Genomic DNA, 18,276 nt, shown 5'->3' with positions numbered 1-18,276 from the left:
CGGCCCACGCAAAGCGTGGGACCCGGCCCCACCGCTCCTCCACTACTCCGTCAGCCGCCGTAGAGCGCATCGACCTCGTCCGCGTAGTCCCGCATCACGACGTTGCGCTTGAGCTTGAGCGACGGCGTGAGGTGGCCGGACTCCTCGGTGAAGTCGTTCTCGAGGACCGTGAACTTGCGGATCGACTCGGCCTTCGAGACAGCCGTGTTCGCGTCATCAACGGCCTTCTGCAGCTCGGCCAGGACCTGCTCGTTCGTGCGGGCCTGCGCCGGGGTGATGCCCTCGAGACCGTTGTTCGCGGCCCACATCGGCAGCATCTCCTCGTCGAGGGTGACGAGGGCGGCGATGAACGGCTTCTGGTCGCCGACGACGATCGTCTGCGAGACGAGCGGGTGGGCGCGCAGGCGGTCCTCGAGAACGGCCGGGGCGACGTTCTTGCCGCCGGCGGTCACGAGGATCTCCTTCTTGCGTCCGGTGATCTTGAGGTAGCCGTCCTCGTCGAGCTCGCCGATGTCCCCGGTGTGGAACCAGCCGTCGCGGATGGCCTCGCCGGTCGCGCCGTCGTTGTTGTGGTACGCCCCGAAGACGTTGACGCCCTTGACGAGGATCTCGCCGTCGTCGGCGATGCGGACCGACGTCCCCGGCAGCGGCGGGCCGACGGTGCCGATCTTGAGCTTGTCGGGGAGGTTGACCGTGATCGGCGCGGTGGTCTCGGTGAGGCCGTAGCCCTCGAGGATCGTCACGCCGATACCGCGGAAGAAGTGGCCGAGACGGGTGCCGAGCGGGGCGCCGCCGGACACGGCGTACTGGACCCGGCCGCCCATGGCGTCGCGCAGCTTGCCGTAGACGAGCTTGTCGAAGAGGGCGTGCTTGGCCTTGAGCGCGAAGCCGACCGAGCCCTTGTCCTTCGCCTCGGACCACGCGATGGCGGTGTCCGCGGCCTGGGCGAAGATCTTGCCCTTCCCTCCGGCGACGGCCTTGGCCTCGGCCGAGTTGTAGACCTTCTCGAAGACGCGGGGGACGGCGAGGATGAACGTCGGCTGGTAGCTCGCGAAGTCGTCGAGCAGGGTCGTGATGTCTGCGGAGTGCGCCATCTTCGCCCCGGAGTCGACGCAGAGGACCTCGATGAAGCGGGCGAAGACGTGCGCGAGCGGGAGGAACAGCAGCGTCGATGCACCGGGCGCGCCGACGACGGCGTCGAGCTTGGCGCGGGTGTTCTCGGAGAGGTCGAGGAAGTTGCCGTGGGTGAGCTCGACACCCTTCGGTCGGCCGGTCGTGCCCGAGGTGTAGATGATCGTCGCGGCGCTGGACCGGTCGCGACCCTCGCGGGCGGCCGCGAGCGCGGCGTCGTCGACGCCCGAGCCGGACTCGGCGAGCGTGTCGAGATCGCCCTGGTCGATGACCCACGTGTGGGCGAGGTCCGGCAGGTTCGCCGACACGCTCTGCAGGGCGCGCTCGTGCTTCTCGGACTCGAGGACGACACCGACCGCGCCGGAGTCCTTGAGGATCCACTCGACCTGGTCGGGGGAGGAGGTCTCGTAGATCGGCACCGGCACCGCGCCCGCGGTCCACAGGGCGAAGTCGGTGAGCGTCCACTCGAATCGGGTGCGGCTCATGATGCCGACCGAGCTGCCTGGAGTGACACCGGCCGCGACGAACCCCTTGGCGAGGGCGTCGACCCGGTCGGCGAAGTCGCGCGCGGAGACGTCGGTCCAGCCCGAGCCGCCGGAGCGCACGGCGAAGAGGGCCCGGTCCGGACTGTCCCTGCGGTGCCGTGCGGGCAGGTCGGCGAGCGTTCCCTCGGTCGTGGCGGGGGCGAGGGCTGGGCTGGACTTCTCGTGCACGTGGCTCTCCTTGGGCCGGCCCCGTCGACGTCGTCGAGGCCTCGTCACCAGCGGATGGGCAGCGAGCGCGTGCCCGCCGTGACCCGATCCTAGAGGTAGGCCCATCGGCGCGGACCCGGCCCGGTAACCTGCGCGGTATGACAGAGAGCACGTCGTCCTCGACCCAGATCGCTGCCGAGCCGGGCGCGGTGCTCGACGTCATCGCGGACTTCGAGGCCTACCCCGAGTGGGCCGACCAGGTGAAGACGGTGTCGGTCCTCAGCGAGGACGGCGACGGGTGGGCCGACCAGGTCGAGTACGTCGTCGACGCGGGCGCCATCAAGGACACCTACGTCCTCGAGTACGACTGGGACGGCATCGCCGAGGACGGCTCCGGCACGGTGTCCTGGACCCTCGTGCGCGCCGGCGTCCTCAAGGCCCTCGACGGCACCTACACGCTCACGCCGAGCGGAGACGGCACCCGGGTCGACTACCAGCTCGCCGTCGACGTCCGCATCCCGATGATCGGCATGCTCAAGCGCAAGGCCGAGAAGGTCATCGTCGACACCGCGCTCAAGGAGCTCAAGAAGCGCGTCGAGTCGCTCGGCTGAGGTGACCAACTCCTCGGCGGCGTCCACGGTCCGGGCGGAGGGGCCCCGCGTCGTCCTCGTCACCGGCAAGGGTGGGGTGGGCAAGACCACGTCTGCTGCCGCCCTGGCCGTCGATGCCGCACGGTCCGGTCGGCGCACGCTCGTCATGTCGACCGACGTCGCCCACAGCCTGGGTGACGCCCTCGGTGTCGAGCTGCGGCTCGCGGCCTCGTGGGACGAGACCCTCGAGGTCGAGCCCGGCCTGCACGCGCAGGCCGTCGGTGCCCGCACGAGCGTCGCGGCCGACTGGGGGGTGCTGCGCGACTACCTGCTCAAGGTGCTCGACTCCGTCGGCGTCGACGCCGTCGTCGCCGACGAGCTCACCGCCCTGCCCGGCGCGGACGAGATCACCGCACTGCTCACCCTCGGCCACCACGCGAGCAGCGGCGCGTGGGACGTCGTCGTGGTCGACTGTGCCCCGACCGCCGAGACGCTGCGGCTGCTCGCCCTCCCGGAGGTCCTCGGCTGGCACCTCGACCGACTGCTCCCGGCCCAGCGCCGCCTGCTCACCGCGATGCGTCCGGCCGCAGCCGCGGCCGCGGGCGTCCCGCTGCCGGGCCCCGAGGTCCTCGGTGTCGTCACGACGTGGCGCGAGCACATGGCGCAGGTGCGGACCATCCTGACGTCGGAGTCGTCGAGCGTGCGGATCGTCCTCACTCCCGAGAACGTCGTCATCGCGGAGGCCCGCCGCATCCTCACCTCCCTGTCGCTGCACGGGTATGCCGTGGACGCGGTCCTCGTGAACCGGGTCATCCCCGTCGACGACGACCCGTGGCGCGCGGCGTGGAACGCCGCGCAGGCCGCGGGACTGACGACGATCACCGAGTCCTTCCACGGCATACCCGTCCTCACCGCTCCCTACCTCGCCGGCGAGCCGACCGGGACCGAGGCTCTGGCCGAGCTGGCGGCACGGACCGAGGTGCTGGACGGTGACCTCGCGCCCCTCGAGGCTCCGGTGAGGGGGACGGCGCTGCGCGTCGAGGAGGACGGCGCCGAGTTCGTGCTCGCCCTCCCGCTGCCGCTCGCCCGCTCGGGGGACGTCGACCTCGCCCGGCGCGGCGACGACCTCGTCATCGATGTCGGGGGAGTCCGGCGCGTCCTCGCGCTCCCGTCGGTCCTGCGCCGCTGCATCGTCAAGAATGCAGGGGTGCGCGCAGGCGAGCTGCGGGTGCGGTTCGTCCGGGACGAGGAGGTGTGGCCGCGTGGAGGGTGACGCAGAGGCGCGACTCGACGCCGCGGTCGGCTCGGTGGCCGAGGAGGCAGCGCGGTTGCTCCAGGCACTGGGCCGAGCGCCGTCGGAGGCTCCCGCTGCCGAGCCCGCGCCGGCCGTGGGGGAGGCGGCGGAGCCGCACGAGCACGTGGCCATGGGCGATGCCGAGGCCTGTTCGTGGTGCCCCGTGTGCCGGGCCGTCGTCATCGTTCGTGGTCTCTCGCCCGAGACGCTGACCCGGCTCGCCGACGTGGCGACGGCAGCGGCGACGGTCCTCGGGGACCTGGCGACACGGCATACGGACACCGCCCGCGAGGGCGACGCGACGACGCGCCGCCCCGCGGCGGCCACCCCGACGGAGCCCATCACCGTCGTCGACGAGGAGGAGACATCGTGAGTGCCGCCATCGGCATCGACATCGGCGGGACCAAGGTCGCCGGGGGAGTCGTCGACGAGAACGGCGAGATCCGGTTCCGGGCCCGTCGGGACACTCCGCACCGGTCGAAGCGGCCACAGGTCGTCGAGGACACGATCGTCGACGTCGTCGAGGAGCTGCGCGAGCAGGCGCCGGACGCGGTCGCCGTCGGGATCGGCGCCGCCGGGTTCGTCGACGCGGACCGCGCCACCGTCGTCTTCGCACCCCACCTGTCGTGGCGGCACGAGCCGTTGCGCGACGCCCTGAGCGAGCGCATCGACCTGCCGATCGTCGTCGACAACGACGCCAACGCGGCGGCGTGGGCCGAGTGGCGCTTCGGCGCGGCGCAGGGCGAGTCGCACGTCATGATGGTCAACCTCGGCACCGGCATCGGCGGCGCGATCGTCATGGACGGCACGGTGATCCGCGGCCGCTACGGCATCGCGGGCGAGTTCGGCCACATGCAGGTCGTGCCCGAGGGGCAGCGCTGCGAGTGCGGCAACCGCGGCTGCTGGGAGCAGTACGCGTCCGGCAACGCCCTCGTGCGCGAGGCCCGCGCGATGATCCTCGCGAACTCACCGGTCGCAACCGACCTCGCCGCCCGCGTCGACGGTCGCGCCGAGGACCTCACCGGGCCGATCGTCACCGAGGCGGCCCGCGACGGCGACCCGACGGCCACCGAGCTGCTCGCCGAGATCGGGCACTGGCTCGGCATCGGCATCGCCAACCTCGCGGCCGCGTTCGACCCGGGGACGTTCGTCATCGGCGGTGGCGTGTCGGCGGCGGGGGAGCTGCTGCTCGGGCCCGCGCGTGAGACGTTCCGGCGCCGGCTCACCGGCCGCGGCTACCGGCCCGAGGCCCGGATCGTCGCGGCCCGGCTCGGCAACGAGGCCGGCCTCATCGGCGCGGCCGACCTCGCGCGCGCCGCGGCCTGAAGGGGCGCCGATGCGGACGATGCGCGTCGCGAGCTACAACACGCGTGACTTCCTGGGCGACCCGTATGCCGCCGCGCGCGTCGTGCGCGCGATCGACCCGGACGTGCTGTGCCTCCAGGAGGTGCCGCGGCGGCTGTTCTCGTCGCAGCGGGTCGCTGGGTTCGCGCGCGACTGCGGGATGTTCTGGTCGGGCCGTCACCGGGGGAGCGGCGGGACGACGATCTTCACCTCGCTGCGCGTCGACGTCGTCGAGTCGCGCCACCACCGGCTGCGGGTGGCCCGGCTCCAGCGGACCCGCGGGTTCGCGCTCGCGCGGGTGGCGGTGCCGGGTCGAGAGCCCGTGGCGGTCGCCAGCGTGCACCTCAGCCTGGACGCCGCGGAGCGGGCGGCGCACGCGAAGGTCATCCTCGACACGCTCGGTCGGGACAGCGAGCTCGTCCTCGCGGGCGACCTCAACGAGACCGAGACCGGTGCCGCGTGGCAGGCCTTCGCCGGGGTGATGCGGCTCGTGTCGCCGACGACGCCGACCTACCCCGCCGCCCGGCCCCGGCGGGTCCTCGACGTCATCTTCGCCACGCCTGGGCTCGAAGCGGCGCCCCACGCCGATGTCGAGCTGTCGGAGGAGGACCTCGTCGCGGCGAGCGACCACCGGCCGACCTGGGTGGACCTCGTCATCGACGCACCGACGGCGGCGCAGGAGCAAGCGGAGGAGGGCGCCGAGGCGGTCAGTGAGACCGTCACCGAGGAGTCGGTGGCCCGGGCCGAGGCGTCCGCGCAGGAGGCCGAGGACACCCCGCAGCCTGGGTGAGCGGTGGTCGCCGCAGACCCGCAAGAAATCCGCAACTGCGCAGGTCAACACGGGTGCCGGGGCTGACCTACGATGCCGGAGTGGGTGCCGCGGTCGTTGACTCAGGTGCTGACGGGCCGCCCGAACCGTCGGCGGCCGAGCTGCACCTTCTCGTGACCCGGGTCGTGCGCGCCCGGGTGGGCAACCACCCCGCGGCCGAGGACCTGGTGCAGGAGACGGTGGCTCGTGTCCTGGCCGCGTCCGACCGCATCGACGGCGGCATCGAGGCCTATGCCGTCACCACTGCACGCAACGTCATCGCCACGATGTGGCGCGACGAGGCGCGGTTCCAGCGCTACCAGCCGCGGATGGTCGACCTCGACGAACCCGATGCCCCGGACATGGGCGTGCTGGCGGGGGAGGACCAGGTCGCCGTGCGTCGAGCGCTGGAGTCCCTGTCCGTGCAGGAACGTTCTCTCCTCCTGGCCCACGAGGTCGACGGCACCTCGCTCGCCACCCTCGCTGCTCGCGAGGGCACGACCGCCGGCGCCCTCGGAGCGCAGCTGCGTCGGCTCCGTGCGCGGATGCGCGCCGAGTACCTCATCGTCGCCTCCCATCGGGAACCACCGACCGAGCGGTGCCGACCCGTTCTCGTGGCCGTGGCGCTGCGCGACCAGCGCCGCTGGCGTGAAGCCGGCGTCGACGACCACTTGGCGGGCTGCGACTTCTGCGCCGACGTGGCCGGGCCGCTCCTCGAGAGCTCTCAGCAGGACTCCGGCCGCGTCGCCATCGACGTGGCCAAGGACCACGACGTCGTCGAGGCGCGGGTGGCCGTGCGTCGCCTCGCCGCCGACCTCGGGTTCGACCGGTCCGACGTCACGCTCGTCGCGACGGTCGTGTCCGAGATCGCCCGCAACATCGTCAAGTTTGCGGAGCGGGGGCGGATGACCTTCGAGCCGGCCAGGTCACGACCGGGGATCCGCATCGTGGCGCGCGACCGTGGTCCGGGCATCGAGGACGTCGAGCTCGCGATGCGCGACGGCTACACGACCTACGGAGGGCTGGGCCTCGGCCTTCCCGGCGCCCGGCGGATCATGGACGAGTTCGACATCGAGTCCGTCCCCGGCCGAGGCACGACGATCACGATGACCCGGTACCGAAAGGACACGAGATGAACGACACCTTCACCGAACCCGGCTCCTGGGACCATGCCCCCGCCGAGGACCTCGAACAGCTGCTGCCCCAGCTCGTCGCGCACCTGCGCGAGCGACGCGCCGTGCTGCAGGAGCAGTGGTCCGCCCGCATCCAGGAGGCCCACCTGCTCGAGGCGATGACGCCGCAGGAGATCGCCGCCGAGACGGAGTCGGTCTACGACAACTACGTCGAGGTCCTCGAGACCGGCAGCGTCGAGGCGCTCCAGGACTATGCCCGGGACCTGTCCGAGCGGATCATCCCTCGGGGCGTCGAGACCCACGAGGTGGTCGGGATCGTCCTGCTCCTGCGCGACGTGCTCGCGCGCTCCCTCTTCGAGAAGTACCAGCAGGACTTCGACCTGCTCAACCGAGTCCTCGACGCCTACGAGCCCGCGGCGAACCGCATCGCCAACACCGTGGCCGTGAGCTTCGTCGACGAGCGCGAGCGGGTCATCCGGCAGCAGCAGGACGCCTTGCGCGAGCTCTCGACGCCGGTGCTTCCGGTGCGCGAGCGTCTGCTCGTGCTGCCCATCATCGGCGTCCTCGACGGAGAGCGTGCCCGTCAGCTCACCGAGCAGCTCCTCGACGGGATCAGGCGGCACCGCGCCAAGGTCGTCGTCATCGACATCACCGGCGCTCCCGAAGTGGACGCGACGGTTGCCAACCACCTCGTCCAGACGGTCGACGCGTCACGGCTCATGGGCGCGAGCGTCATCATCACCGGATTGTCCCCGACGATCGCCCAGACCCTCGTCACCCTGGGCGTGGACCTGAGCAAGATGAACACCATCGGGGACCTGCAAGGCGGTCTGGAAGAGGCCGAGCGCCTGCTCGGCTACGTCGTCACCCGTGAGGAGGCCAGCGCAAGCTAGTGGACACCGAACCGGCGCTCTTCTCCATCCTGCGACAAGGCCAGGTCCTTGTGGCGTCGGTCCACACTGCCCTCGACGACTCCCAGCTGCTTCGGCTGCAGCGTGACCTCGTGGGTCGCGTGGGCACGGATCGCGCCCGGGGGATCATCATCGACGTCGCGGCCCTCGACGTGCTCGACAGCTTCGGGAGCAAGACGCTGCGAGACATCGCCGAGATCGCGCGTCTGCGCGGAGCCCTCACGGTCATCGTCGGCATCCAGCCCGACGTCGCCCAGGCCATGGTGGAGCTGGGCATCGGCACCGGAGCGGTGGCCACGGCGCTCGATCTCGAAGAGGGAATGGCCCACCTTGCGGCGGCTCTCGGGCCCGCGTGGACACCATGACCGTCGATGCCGTCGACCGGGTGCGCCAGAGCTACCGCGTGGCCTTCCTGCGCTACCTTCCACGGCGGGAGGAGGCCGCCCTGCTCACCGGCTACGACATCGGCCGGGCGGCCCTGAAGGAACGGGTCAGCGTGGTGGCCCTCTCGGCGATCCATCACGAGGTGCTCACCGAGGCGCTCCTCGAAGACGGCGCCGACGCCGCCCACACGATCACCTCGGCCGAGCAGTTCCTTGCCGAGGTGCTCGCTCCCTTCGACCTCGCGAGCGGTGTGGTCGGTGACCTCGCGCCGAAGCCCGGCGCCGCTGGTCGGTGAGCACCCGCTGACCGAGCCGCGGTCACGCAGTCCTGCCGGCCCTGCGATCGGCCCGTCCCGTGATCGGCCGTGCCCATCCGATCACCATGACGTCGCAGGCCGCCGTCGGTGACGCGTGATCTCGTCGGGGACCGCTCGCCGCCCCTGCTCGGCAGGCTCGGGCCGTCCCTGTGATCCAGATCACAGGAATGGGACTCGCGTCACGGGTCGACGGTTCATGGCTCTCCCTCCCTGACAGCGGCACATCCCGCCGCTGGACCCTTCACATCAAGGAGAGACCATGAAGATCCGACTCGTTTCCGTGGCCACCGCCGCCGCCGTCGCCGGCGTCTTCGCCGTCGGGCCCGCCGCCACCGCCCAGGCCGCCCCCGCACCGGCCGCAGCCGCCGCCAAGGCCGCCGCGAAGCCCGCGGCCACGACCCTGCCCGTCGCCGGCACGCTCGCCGACGGCACGGCGTTCACCGGGGCCCTGAGCAACCTGAGCACCGAGGTCGTCAACGGCGTCCTCCAGCTCACCGGCACGGTCACCGGCACCGGTCTTCCCACCGGCGGCACGGACTTCACGGCACCGATCCAGAACCTCGCCGCCCCGAAGGGCTGCTCGATCCTCACGCTCGACCTCGGCCCGCTGAACCTCGACCTCCTCGGGCTCGTCATCGACCTGTCGCCGATCAGCCTCGACATCACCGCGGTCCCGGGTGCGGGCAACCTCCTCGGCAACCTGCTCTGCGCCGTGGCCGGCCTCCTCGACGGCGGCGGTCCGCTCCAGGCCATCTCGGCACTGCTCGACCGTCTCCTGCGTGGCCTCGGCCTCGGCGGATGACCCACCACTGAGGGGCATCGCACGGACGGCTCCTCGCGCGGAGGAGCCAGCCTGACTCAGGTCAGGCGCGACGGTGCTCGGGTCCGACCGACCAGTCCCCGGTCAGACCCGGGCGCCGTCGTCGTCGTCGAACGGGTCCCGGTGGCGCGGCATCCTCATGACGAGCAGGGCGAAGCCGCCGAGGAAGATCCCGATGCCGCCGAGCGCCCACCAACCGGCGTAGAACGGTGACGAGAGCACGACCCAGATGAGGACGAGCGGCCCTCCGACGAGCCCGGCCAGCGCACCCCAGTAGCCGATGTCCTCACCCGGCGGCAGCGCCACCGGCGCCGGCTCGAAGTGGTCGTCCTCGTCGTCGACGCTCGGACCCTCCCGCCACGCGGTGTGCCCGGAGCCGAGCTCGGAGGCCGACGCGTCGCTGTCCTCCCGTGCCCCGTCATCGTGGGCGTCACCGGAAGGCTGCGCGCTGGAAGGCGCGTCGGGCTCGGGACGCGAGAGGGCGGCATACGCCGCGCTGATGTCGTGGACCGTGAGCGGGGGCGCGGCCGGGTCGACGGGCGGCTGCGGCGACGTCACCGACTCCGGTGAGGTGGGCTCGGCGGGCCGCTGGGCGCTGCGCTCCGGCGCCGGTGCGTCCCACCGCGCGACGATGGCATCGAACTCTGCGTCGACGTCGCGCTCGTTCATGTCGGCCTCGATGGACGGTCTCGATGGACGGTGGGGCGGGCGCCGCGGCCGAGCCGACTGCGACGTCAGGGGTGACAGCGAGAATCCTGCCACGTCCATTCCCCGGGCGGAACGGCTCGACCGCGCCGAGCGGGCTCGGGTGCATCGTGCCGTGGTCTAGAGTCGCACCGAACGGACGGAAAGGACGCTGGTGTTCTACTGGGTGCTCAAGATCGTGGTCCTCGGACCGATCCTGCGCGTGCTGTTCCGGCCGTGGGTCGAGGGTGAGGAGAACATCCCCGAGACCGGTGCGGCGATCTTCGCGAGCAACCACCTGTCCTTCTCGGACTCGATCTTCCTGCCGCTCGTCGTGCCGCGGCGGATGACCTTCCTCGCCAAGGCCGACTACTTCACCGGCGTCGGGCTCAAGGGCCGGCTCACCGCCGCGTTCTTCCGCGGTGTGGGCCAGGTGCCGGTCGACCGCTCCGGCGGCAAGGCGAGCGAGGCCGCGCTGCGCTCCGGCCTGAAGATCCTGCGTCGCGGCGAGCTGCTCGGCCTCTACCCCGAGGGCACGCGCTCGCCGGACGGCCGGCTCTACAAGGGCAAGACAGGCGTCGCCCGGATGGCCCTCGAGGCGGGCGTTCCCGTCATCCCCGTGGCGATGATCGACACCGAGAAGGCCCAGCCGACCGGCAAGATCATCCCGAAGATCATGCGCGTCGGGGTGCGCATCGGCACGCCGCTCGACTTCTCCCGCTACGAGGGCATGGAGGACGACCGCTTCGTCCTGCGCTCGGTGACCGACGAGATCATGTACGCGCTCATGGAGCTCTCCGGCCAGGAGTACGTCGACATGTACGCCGCGTCGATGAAGGACCGGCTGAGCAAGGCCAAGCGCATCCTCCAGCGCGAGCAGGCCGAGGCGGCCAAGCCGGGCCGCGCGGCGGACGAGCTCGAGCGCGAGCTGGACGGCGGGATCGAGGACGAGTCCGACACGCGCGGCGAGCAGCGCGCGGGCTGACCGGGCGGTGGCTCGATGATCCTGCGGGGGGCGCTGGTCGGGGTGACCGACCGGTCGGTGCGTACGGGACGGCCCGAGCCGATCGTCGTCGAAGCGTTCTCGCGAGGGCTCGACTGGTTCCGTCCCGCGGCCGCGGCGTATGCCGGGTGGCTGGCGTGGCAGCGGCACGACGCGATGGCGCGGCCGTGGGTGGCCTATGTCGTCGTCGCCGTGCTCATGGCCTTCAGCCTCGCCCTCCTCGCGTACCGCCGCCGCACGACGCTGCTGCTCGGTGTCGAGGTGCTGCTGGCCGTCGCCGGCATCTTCGCGACGCTGCTCGCCGACCGCCCCGAAGCGGTCGCGTCCGGCCAGTTCACCCTGCCGACGATCTGGGCCGCGGGCTGTGTCGTCGGTGCTGCCGTCCTGCACGGTCGTCTCGGAGGTGTCGTCGTCGCGGCACTCATCGCCGTCGCGGACGTCCTCGAGGTGGGCACACCAACGGTGACGACGTGGCACAACATCCTGCTGCTCTTCCTGCTCGGCGGGCTCATCGGGCTCGCCGTCGACCTCGCCCGTGAAGGCCTGACCCGCTACGCCCAGGTCGTCGCCGAGCGCGAGCGGCTGCGCGAGCGCGAGCGGCTCGCGCGCGTCGTCCACGACGGAGTGCTCCAGACGCTGACCTTCATCCACCGTCGCGGCGACGAGCTCGGTGACGGCGGTGCCGAGCTGGCGTCCCTCGCGGCCGACCAGGAGCGCGCGCTGCGCCGGCTCGTGACGCAGGACCTCACCGACGACTCGCGCGTCGGGGTCGTCGCAGCGGAGCGCGACCTCCGACCGCTGCTCACCGCGCGCGAGGCCGACCGGGTCACGGTCTCCCTGCCGGCCGATCCGGTGACGCTCCCCGCGGAGCGAGCCGTGGAGCTCGACGCCGCGGTGGGGGCTGCGCTCGACAACGTCATCCAGCACGCCGGCCCGGGGGCGACGGCGTGGCTGCTCCTCGAAGAGCGTGGCGACGACGTCTCGGTGACCGTGCGCGACAACGGCGTGGGCGACGACCTCGACCACCTCATGTCCGCTGAGGACCGCGGGCGCCTCGGTGTCAGCCAGTCGATCATCGGTCGGGCCCGGGACCTCGGCGGCACCGCGTCGGTGACGACCCGACCCGGCGGTGGCTGCCGTGTCGTCATCACCGTCCCGCGCCGCGAGAAGGAGTCCGTATGACCGCGTCGCCGCCTCCCGAGGCCCGCACCACCGTCCTCGTCGCCGACGACCACCCCCTGTGGCTCGGGGCGCTCGAGCGCGACCTCGTCGAGGCCGGGCTCGACGTCGTCGCCACCGCGGGCGACGGGCCGTCGACGGTGCGGCGCGCGCGGGCGACCCGGCCCGACGTGCTCGTCCTCGACCTCAACCTGCCCGGGATGCGCGGCGACGAGGTGTGCCGCGCTCTCGGCGACCTCGAGACGCGGGTGCTCATCCTCTCGGCGAGCGGCGAGCAGCTCGACGTCCTGGCCGCGATCAAGGCCGGAGCGACCGGCTACCTCGTGAAGTCGGCCTCGGCGACCGAGATCGTCGACGCCGTCGTCGCGACGGCACGCGGCGAGGCGGTCTTCACCCCCGGTCTGGCCGGGCTGGTGCTGGGGGAGTTCCGACGCATGGCGACGGCGGGCGACGGTGACGCGGCGCGCTCGTCGGCCGCCGGGGAGCGGCAGCGCGCCGCCGACCGGCCGATTCCCGAGCTCACCGAGCGGGAGACCGAGGTGCTGCGGCTCGTCGCGACCGGCATGTCCTACAAGGAGATCGCCGCCGAGCTCGTCCTCTCGCACCGCACCGTGCAGAACCACGTCCAGAACACCCTCGGCAAGCTCCACCTGCACAACCGGGTCGAGCTCGTCCGGTTCGCGCTCGCCCGCGGCCTCGAGGACCCGAACGGCGACGCCGCGGGCGTCGGCGACTGACCGGCATACGGGCGCTGGCGGGCCCACGCGCACGCGCGCCTATCCTTGACGGGTGAGCACGACGACCGACGCCGACCTGCGCACCCCCGCCGAGGTGAGCACCGCCCTGCCCGCTGCCCAGCAGCCGGTGTGGCCGGACCGCTCCGCCCTCGACGCCGCCGTGGCCGAGCTCGGGACCTATCCGCCGCTCGTCTTCGCCGGCGAATGCGACGTGCTGCGCGACCGGATGGCCGCCGCGAGCCGCGGTGAGGCCTTCGTCCTGCAGGGCGGCGACTGCGCCGAGACCTTCGCGGGAGCGAGCGCGGACAACATCAAGAACCGGATCAAGACGATCCTGCAGATGGCCGCCGTCCTCACCTACGGCGCGTCCGTCCCCGTCGTCAAGGTCGGCCGCATGGCGGGGCAGTTCGCCAAGCCGCGCTCGAGCAACACCGAGACCCGCGAGGGCGTCACCCTGCCGGCCTACCGCGGCGACATGGTCAACGACTTCGAGTTCACGCAGGCCGCGCGCACCCCGGACCCGCAGCGCCTCGTCAAGGCCTACCACGCGAGCAGCGCGACGCTGAACCTCGTGCGGGCCTTCACGACCGGTGGCTTCGCCGACCTGCGCCACGTCCACGACTGGAACCGCGGCTTCGTCGCGAACGCCGCGAACCAGCGCTACGAGAAGCTCGCCCGCGACATCGACAAGGCGATGAAGTTCATGGCTGCGTGCGGCGCCGACTTCGAGGCGATGCGCACGACCGAGTTCTTCGCCGCGCACGAGGCACTCGTCCTCGACTACGAGCGGCCGTTGACGCGCGTCGACTCCCGCACCGGCGACCTCTACGACACCTCCGGCCACTTCATCTGGGTCGGAGAGCGCACCCGTGACCTCGGCGGCGCCCACCTCGACTTCGTGAGCAAGGTGCACAACCCGATCGGCGTCAAGGTCTCGGCGAACGCCCAGCTCGACGACCTGCTGCGGATGATCGACCTCGTCGACCCCGAGCGCACGCCGGGCCGGCTGACCTTCATCACCCGCATGGGTGCCGGCCGCATCCGTGAGGCACTGCCGGCGATCGTCGAGAAGGTCACCGCGAGCGGCGCCGCGGTGACGTGGGTCTGCGACCCCATGCACGGCAACACCTTCGAGTCGGCGTCCGGCTACAAGACTCGTGACTTCGACGACGTCGTCGACGAGGTCCGCGGGTTCTTCGAGGTCCACCAGGGACTCGGCACGGTGCCCGGCGGCCTGCACGTCGAGCTCACCGGCAACGACGTCACCGAGTGCCTCGGCGGCTCGGAGAAGATCCTCGACGCCGACCTCTCCCAGCGCTACGAGTCGGTGTGCGACCCGCGCCTGAACCACCAGCAGAGCCTCGAGCTGGCGTTCCTCGTCGCCGAGATGCTCGGCCGCGACTGACGTCGTGGTCACGGGTGCGCGCGGCGGCGCCGCGTCGGGCGAGGCGTCTCGTATGCCGGGTGTGTTCGTCGCGGACCTGCTGTCCGACACGGTGACCCAGCCGACCGAGGCGATGCGCCGGGCGATGGCGGAGGCGCCTGTGGGGGATGACGTCTTCGGCGAGGACCCGACGGTGGTGGAGCTCGAGGCGCGGGTGGCCGGGCTGCTGGGTCACGAGGCGGGCCTGTTCACGCCGACCGGCTCGATGGCCAACCAGCTCGGGATGCGGCTGCACGTCGAGGCCGGTCAGGAGGTCATCGCGGACTCGCTCGCGCACGTGCTGCGGGCCGAGCTGGGTGCCGCGGCCGTGCTGTCCGGCATCTCGTCGCGGTCGTGGGCGAGTGTGCGGGGGCGGCTCGAGCCGGCCGGCCCGCTCGGGCTGATGAGCGTCGGCGCCGGGCCGTATCAGGTCGGGACCGCGCTCATCGTCGTCGAGAACACACACAACTTCGGCGGGGGCACGGTGCAGCCGCTCGAGGTGATCCGGGAGGTGCGGTCGGTGAGCCGCGAGGCCGGGGTCGCGATGCACCTCGACGGGGCACGCCTCTGGAACGCGCACGTCGCGACGGGTGTGCCACTCGCCGACTACGGGCGCGAGTTCGACACCGTGAGCGTCTGCCTGTCCAAGGGGCTGGGCGCTCCCGTCGGGTCGGTGCTCGTCGGCTCGCGCGAGCTCATGGAGCGAGCGCGGGTGTGGCGCAAGCGTTTTGGTGGCGGGATGCGTCAGGTGGGCATCCTCGCGGCTGCGGGCCTGCACGCCCTCGACCACCACGTCGAGCGGCTCGCCGACGACCACGCGAGGGCCGGACGGTTCGCCGCAGCGGTCGGTGAGGTCGCGCCGTCGGTCGTCTCTCCCGGGGCGGTCGAGACCAACATCGTCATGCTCGACCTGACCGAAACCCGTTGGACGCCAACGGAACTCGTCGACGCAGCGGCCGCGCGCGGCATACGGACGTATGCCGCCGGACCGAGCGCGGTGCGCCTGGTGTGGCACCTCGACGTCGACGACGTCGGGACCGACGCGGCGACCGAGGTCTTCAGCGACCTGCTGCGCTGACGCCCCGCCAGCGCAGGACGCCCGCGACCGGGGGCGCATCCGCGCTGTGCTCCTCGCCCTGGAGGAGGATGTCGAGAGCGGTGCCCACGCGGTCGTCCCCGACGACATCGACGCTGCCCAGGGTGCGCAGCCACTCGGCGTTGCGCGCCACGATGGGATCGGACTGCTGGAGCGTCGCGAACTCGGCGTCGAGATCGGCGGTGTTGGCGCCGGGCGGCGACGTGAGCGCGCGCCGCAGCAGGTCGACGTGCTCGTCGGCGCCCATGAGCCGCAGGCCCTGCAGGACGTGGTCGGTGACGTCACGGCGGCCACCGGCGAGCTCGAGGTAGGCCGCGATGCCGGAGGTCGTCACGGTCGCCTCGTAGAGGTCGGCGTAGTAGCTGCGCAGGGCGTCACGCGAGACGTGCTCGGGGCTGTCGACGCGGTCGAGGACGGTGTTGACGACGGCGACGTTGCCGTCGACGACCTCACGGTCGGTGCCGTTCGCGGCGCTGTGGGGGAGCACCATGCGCCGCGTTGTGTCCGTCTCGCAGCGCAGGATGTCGTCGATGAGGTCGTCCGGGTACTCGACCGCGTCGAAGGACTGCTGGCCGTCCTGCTGACCGTCGGTGCGCATGGGAGCGAGACTAGGGCGCCCCGGGCCGTTCGTGCCCGGCGGATGCTGAACGACAGGCGACGGCTCGGTGACGTTTCCGCCGCCGGCGTGGCCTTCCCGGAACTCGGCGCGAAGGCGCTGTCGGTGGTCGGTGTTTGAGTGGGGTCATGGACCTCACCGGAGTGGTTGACGCGATGCAGCGGCTGTACGCCGCGGTGTCGGCGCCTGCTGCGGAGGGTGGTGCTGGGTCCATGGAACTGCCGGGGCTGTTGGAGCTCGTCGAGGAGATGCAGCACGTGCAGAACGTCGCGGCCGCGGTGCAGTCGCGGGCGTTGGCGCACGTGGCTGCTCACGATGAGGAGCCGGCTCCGGACGCGCCTCGGGGCTGGGTGTGGAAGCGGCACGCACTGGGACACATCAGTGATGAGGCGGCGTCGCTGGTCGCCGATCGTCTGGGCGTGTCGGTGCCCGTGGCCACACGGAGGGTCGAGGACGCGGTCCACCAGACACGGGTGACGCCGCGGCTGCTCGACGCCGGTGGTTCGGGGGAGCTGGACGCTTGGCGGACACGGCTGGTCACCGCCGAGCTGCGGGTGACGGAGGACGAGTCAGTGGCTCGGGAGACGGTGGACCGGCTGGCGGACCTGTTCACGAAGCGCGGCCGGTGGGGCGAGACGGCGGGGCCGCTGAGTGCGCGCACCGCCCGGCTGGTGCGGCGCATCGACCCGTCCGTTGCGGCCGGAGACGGTGAGCGGGCGCGGCGGGCGCGGTGCGTGAGCCGTCGCGCGGACGGGCCGGCAGCGGATCAGTGGTTCGCCCGGCTCCCGGTGGAGACGTCGTTGCCGATGTGGGCGGCGGTGGACGAGCGGGCCCATCAGCTGCAGCGAACGGACACGACGCTGACGCTGGAGCAGGCGCGGGCCGACGCGTTGGCCGAGCTCGTGCTGGACCGGACGTCGGTGACGGTGCACCTGCACGCGACAGTCCCCGCAGGAACTTCGGGTGTGGGCGTGCAGGCGGAGCTCGACGCGGCGGCGGCCGGTGGGGCGGTGCGTGCACCCTCTGCCGACGGACCAGGGAGCGCGGAAGGGCGTGACAACGGCAACCCCGGGGCTGTGGACGCGGCCCGGACCACCGCCTTCGTTGCGGGCGGGGTGGTCGAGGCCGGCGGGCTCGGGAGACCCGGCACCACCACGCTCGACCCGGCTCGACTTCCCGACGTGGTGCGGGTCGTGGAGTCGACGACCCTCACCTGTGACCCCGACACCGGCGCCCTGGTCGCCGGGTACGTGCCGGCGTCCCTGGCTCCTCGAAGACATGGCCGGCCGCGACCCGCCGACCCCGCGGACAACCACGCGGCTGCCGAAATGCACGCCACCGACACTGTTGCGGACAGTGCCCATGAGGCAGACGGCGCGACTGTGGCAGATGACCCGGGGGCGGCTGAGGTCGGCTTGCGCGTGGAGCCGCAGTATCGACCCTCCGCCGCGCTGCAACGGCTCGTGCGCGCCCGCGACGGCACCTGTCGCTTCCCCGGGTGTCTGGTCCCCGCGCGGGACTGCGACCTCGACCATGTCATCCCCTGGCCGGACGGCCCGACGACCGCGGCACATCTCGCGTGTGGATGTCGACGACATCATCGGGTCAAACAACGTCCCGGATGGAGTGTGCGCCTCGAGCCCGACGGCGTCATGCACTGGACCGACCCCACCGGGCGGACGATGACCACCTATCCGGTGGACCACCTTGACAGGCTCATGCCGCCGAACGGGATCACCGAGCGCGGATCGACGGGCGGTGCGAGCGTGTCGCAGCGTGCCGGAGCGCCCGAACGCCCGCGCGACGCGAGCCTGTCCGCGCGCATGGGCACGGTGGACGAGTCCGCGGGTGTCGCTGGCGTCGTCCTCGGGCGGCGCACGCAGGCCGCCGACGCGGCGACGCTGGGCGAGCTCACCCTGGAGCGGTTCCTCGCCCTCGTCAGTCCGCGACGCCGACAGCTCGAGCCGACACCACCTGGTCGCCGGGACCTCCAGCAGGATCCGGCGCCACCGTGGCTCGATGCGTTCGTTCTCGATTCGGCGGCATATCGCACCGCGCAGCAGGCTGCGGTGGCTGCGCACGGTGCGCCCGTCGTCGAGGAGCCGCCGTTCTAGG

Annotated in this window: 19 protein-coding genes; 16 read left to right on the top strand and 3 right to left on the bottom strand. The window is 72.2% G+C overall.

Annotation, left to right across the window (positions count from 1 at the left end; translation table 11 throughout):
- Positions 1-50 precede the first annotated feature (50 nt).
- A complete protein-coding gene (locus BCF74_RS03915) occupies positions 51-1,844 on the bottom strand; it encodes an AMP-dependent synthetase/ligase (RefSeq protein WP_106296648.1) in 1,794 nt (597 codons plus the stop codon).
- 137 nt (positions 1,845-1,981) lie between these two features.
- Here BCF74_RS03915 and BCF74_RS03910 point away from each other — a divergent pair, with 137 nt between their 5' ends.
- The 10 genes from BCF74_RS03910 (at position 1,982) to BCF74_RS03865 (ending at position 9,405) form a co-directional block, all read left to right on the top strand.
- A complete protein-coding gene (locus tag BCF74_RS03910; protein WP_106296647.1) occupies positions 1,982-2,434 on the top strand; it encodes an SRPBCC family protein in 453 nt (150 codons plus the stop codon).
- A 1-nt stretch (position 2,435) separates the two neighbouring features.
- A complete protein-coding gene (locus tag BCF74_RS03905) occupies positions 2,436-3,686 on the top strand; it encodes an ArsA family ATPase (RefSeq protein ID WP_106296646.1) in 1,251 nt (416 codons plus the stop codon).
- Positions 3,676-4,080 (top strand): hypothetical protein, encoded by a 405-nt coding sequence (locus BCF74_RS03900; protein ID WP_106296645.1) that lies wholly within the window; start codon positions 3,676-3,678, stop codon positions 4,078-4,080. The genes BCF74_RS03905 and BCF74_RS03900 overlap by 11 nt, the downstream gene beginning before the upstream one ends.
- On the top strand, positions 4,077-5,033 hold the full coding sequence (locus BCF74_RS03895) for an ROK family glucokinase (RefSeq protein ID WP_106296644.1): 957 nt from the start codon (positions 4,077-4,079) through the stop codon (positions 5,031-5,033). Before BCF74_RS03900 ends, BCF74_RS03895 begins: the two co-directional genes overlap by 4 nt.
- Positions 5,034-5,043: 10 nt before the next feature.
- On the top strand, positions 5,044-5,841 hold the full coding sequence (locus BCF74_RS03890) for an endonuclease/exonuclease/phosphatase family protein (protein ID WP_146132865.1): 798 nt from the start codon (positions 5,044-5,046) through the stop codon (positions 5,839-5,841).
- 80 nt (positions 5,842-5,921) lie between these two features.
- Positions 5,922-6,995 carry a sigma-70 family RNA polymerase sigma factor gene (locus tag BCF74_RS03885; protein ID WP_106296643.1) on the top strand — a complete coding sequence of 358 codons (1,074 nt, stop codon included), beginning with the start codon at positions 5,922-5,924 and terminating at the stop codon, positions 6,993-6,995.
- Positions 6,992-7,885, top strand: coding sequence for an STAS domain-containing protein (locus BCF74_RS03880; RefSeq protein ID WP_106296642.1), 894 nt, complete (start codon positions 6,992-6,994; stop codon positions 7,883-7,885). The genes BCF74_RS03885 and BCF74_RS03880 overlap by 4 nt, the downstream gene beginning before the upstream one ends.
- Positions 7,885-8,268 (top strand): STAS domain-containing protein, encoded by a 384-nt coding sequence (locus tag BCF74_RS03875; protein ID WP_106296641.1) that lies wholly within the window; start codon positions 7,885-7,887, stop codon positions 8,266-8,268. The genes BCF74_RS03880 and BCF74_RS03875 overlap by 1 nt, the downstream gene beginning before the upstream one ends.
- Positions 8,265-8,582, top strand: a complete 318-nt coding sequence (locus BCF74_RS03870) for a phosphatase RsbU N-terminal domain-containing protein (protein WP_106296640.1) — start codon at positions 8,265-8,267, stop codon at positions 8,580-8,582. Before BCF74_RS03875 ends, BCF74_RS03870 begins: the two co-directional genes overlap by 4 nt.
- A 280-nt stretch (positions 8,583-8,862) precedes the next feature.
- Positions 8,863-9,405 carry an ABC transporter substrate-binding protein gene (locus BCF74_RS03865; protein WP_177426626.1) on the top strand — a complete coding sequence of 181 codons (543 nt, stop codon included), beginning with the start codon at positions 8,863-8,865 and terminating at the stop codon, positions 9,403-9,405.
- A gap of 102 nt (positions 9,406-9,507) precedes the next feature.
- Here BCF74_RS03865 and BCF74_RS03860 read toward each other — a convergent pair whose 3' ends face one another.
- On the bottom strand, positions 9,508-10,092 hold the full coding sequence (locus tag BCF74_RS03860; protein ID WP_106296639.1) for a hypothetical protein: 585 nt from the start codon (positions 10,090-10,092) through the stop codon (positions 9,508-9,510).
- A gap of 190 nt (positions 10,093-10,282) precedes the next feature.
- On the opposite strand from BCF74_RS03860, the gene BCF74_RS03855 reads away from it, so the two are divergent.
- From BCF74_RS03855 to BCF74_RS03835, 5 genes are read left to right on the top strand one after another with little or no spacing between them, the layout of a single operon-like run.
- A complete protein-coding gene (locus BCF74_RS03855; RefSeq protein ID WP_106296638.1) occupies positions 10,283-11,092 on the top strand; it encodes a lysophospholipid acyltransferase family protein in 810 nt (269 codons plus the stop codon).
- A gap of 15 nt (positions 11,093-11,107) precedes the next feature.
- Positions 11,108-12,292: a MacS family sensor histidine kinase gene (gene macS / locus BCF74_RS03850; protein WP_106296637.1), complete on the top strand. Its 1,185-nt coding sequence runs from the start codon at positions 11,108-11,110 to the stop codon at positions 12,290-12,292.
- Positions 12,289-13,026 (top strand): response regulator, encoded by a 738-nt coding sequence (locus BCF74_RS03845; RefSeq protein WP_106296636.1) that lies wholly within the window; start codon positions 12,289-12,291, stop codon positions 13,024-13,026. Before macS ends, BCF74_RS03845 begins: the two co-directional genes overlap by 4 nt.
- A 52-nt stretch (positions 13,027-13,078) precedes the next feature.
- Entirely contained in the window at positions 13,079-14,431 is a 1,353-nt protein-coding gene (locus BCF74_RS03840; RefSeq protein WP_106296635.1) for a class II 3-deoxy-7-phosphoheptulonate synthase, read from the top strand.
- Between the two features lie 52 nt (positions 14,432-14,483).
- A complete protein-coding gene (locus BCF74_RS03835) occupies positions 14,484-15,527 on the top strand; it encodes a threonine aldolase family protein (protein ID WP_106296715.1) in 1,044 nt (347 codons plus the stop codon).
- On the opposite strand, the gene BCF74_RS03830 is transcribed toward BCF74_RS03835, so the two are convergent.
- The gene (locus BCF74_RS03830; protein ID WP_106296634.1) at positions 15,508-16,143 is read right to left on the bottom strand and encodes a DMP19 family protein; all 636 of its coding nucleotides are present in this window, start codon (positions 16,141-16,143) and stop codon (positions 15,508-15,510) included. The two genes, BCF74_RS03835 and BCF74_RS03830, sit on opposite strands and share 20 nt — an antisense overlap.
- Positions 16,144-16,289: 146 nt before the next feature.
- On the opposite strand from BCF74_RS03830, the gene BCF74_RS03825 reads away from it, so the two are divergent.
- Positions 16,290-18,275 (top strand): HNH endonuclease signature motif containing protein, encoded by a 1,986-nt coding sequence (locus BCF74_RS03825; protein ID WP_106296633.1) that lies wholly within the window; start codon positions 16,290-16,292, stop codon positions 18,273-18,275.
- Position 18,276: the final 1 nt, after the last annotated feature.

The sequence above is a fragment of the Knoellia remsis genome (genome assembly GCF_003002895.1).
Taxonomy (GTDB): Bacteria; Actinomycetota; Actinomycetes; order Actinomycetales; family Dermatophilaceae; genus Knoellia; species Knoellia remsis.
The sequence above is the reverse complement of the archived record's forward strand: the minus strand, read 5'-3'. Positions and strand labels throughout refer to the sequence as shown.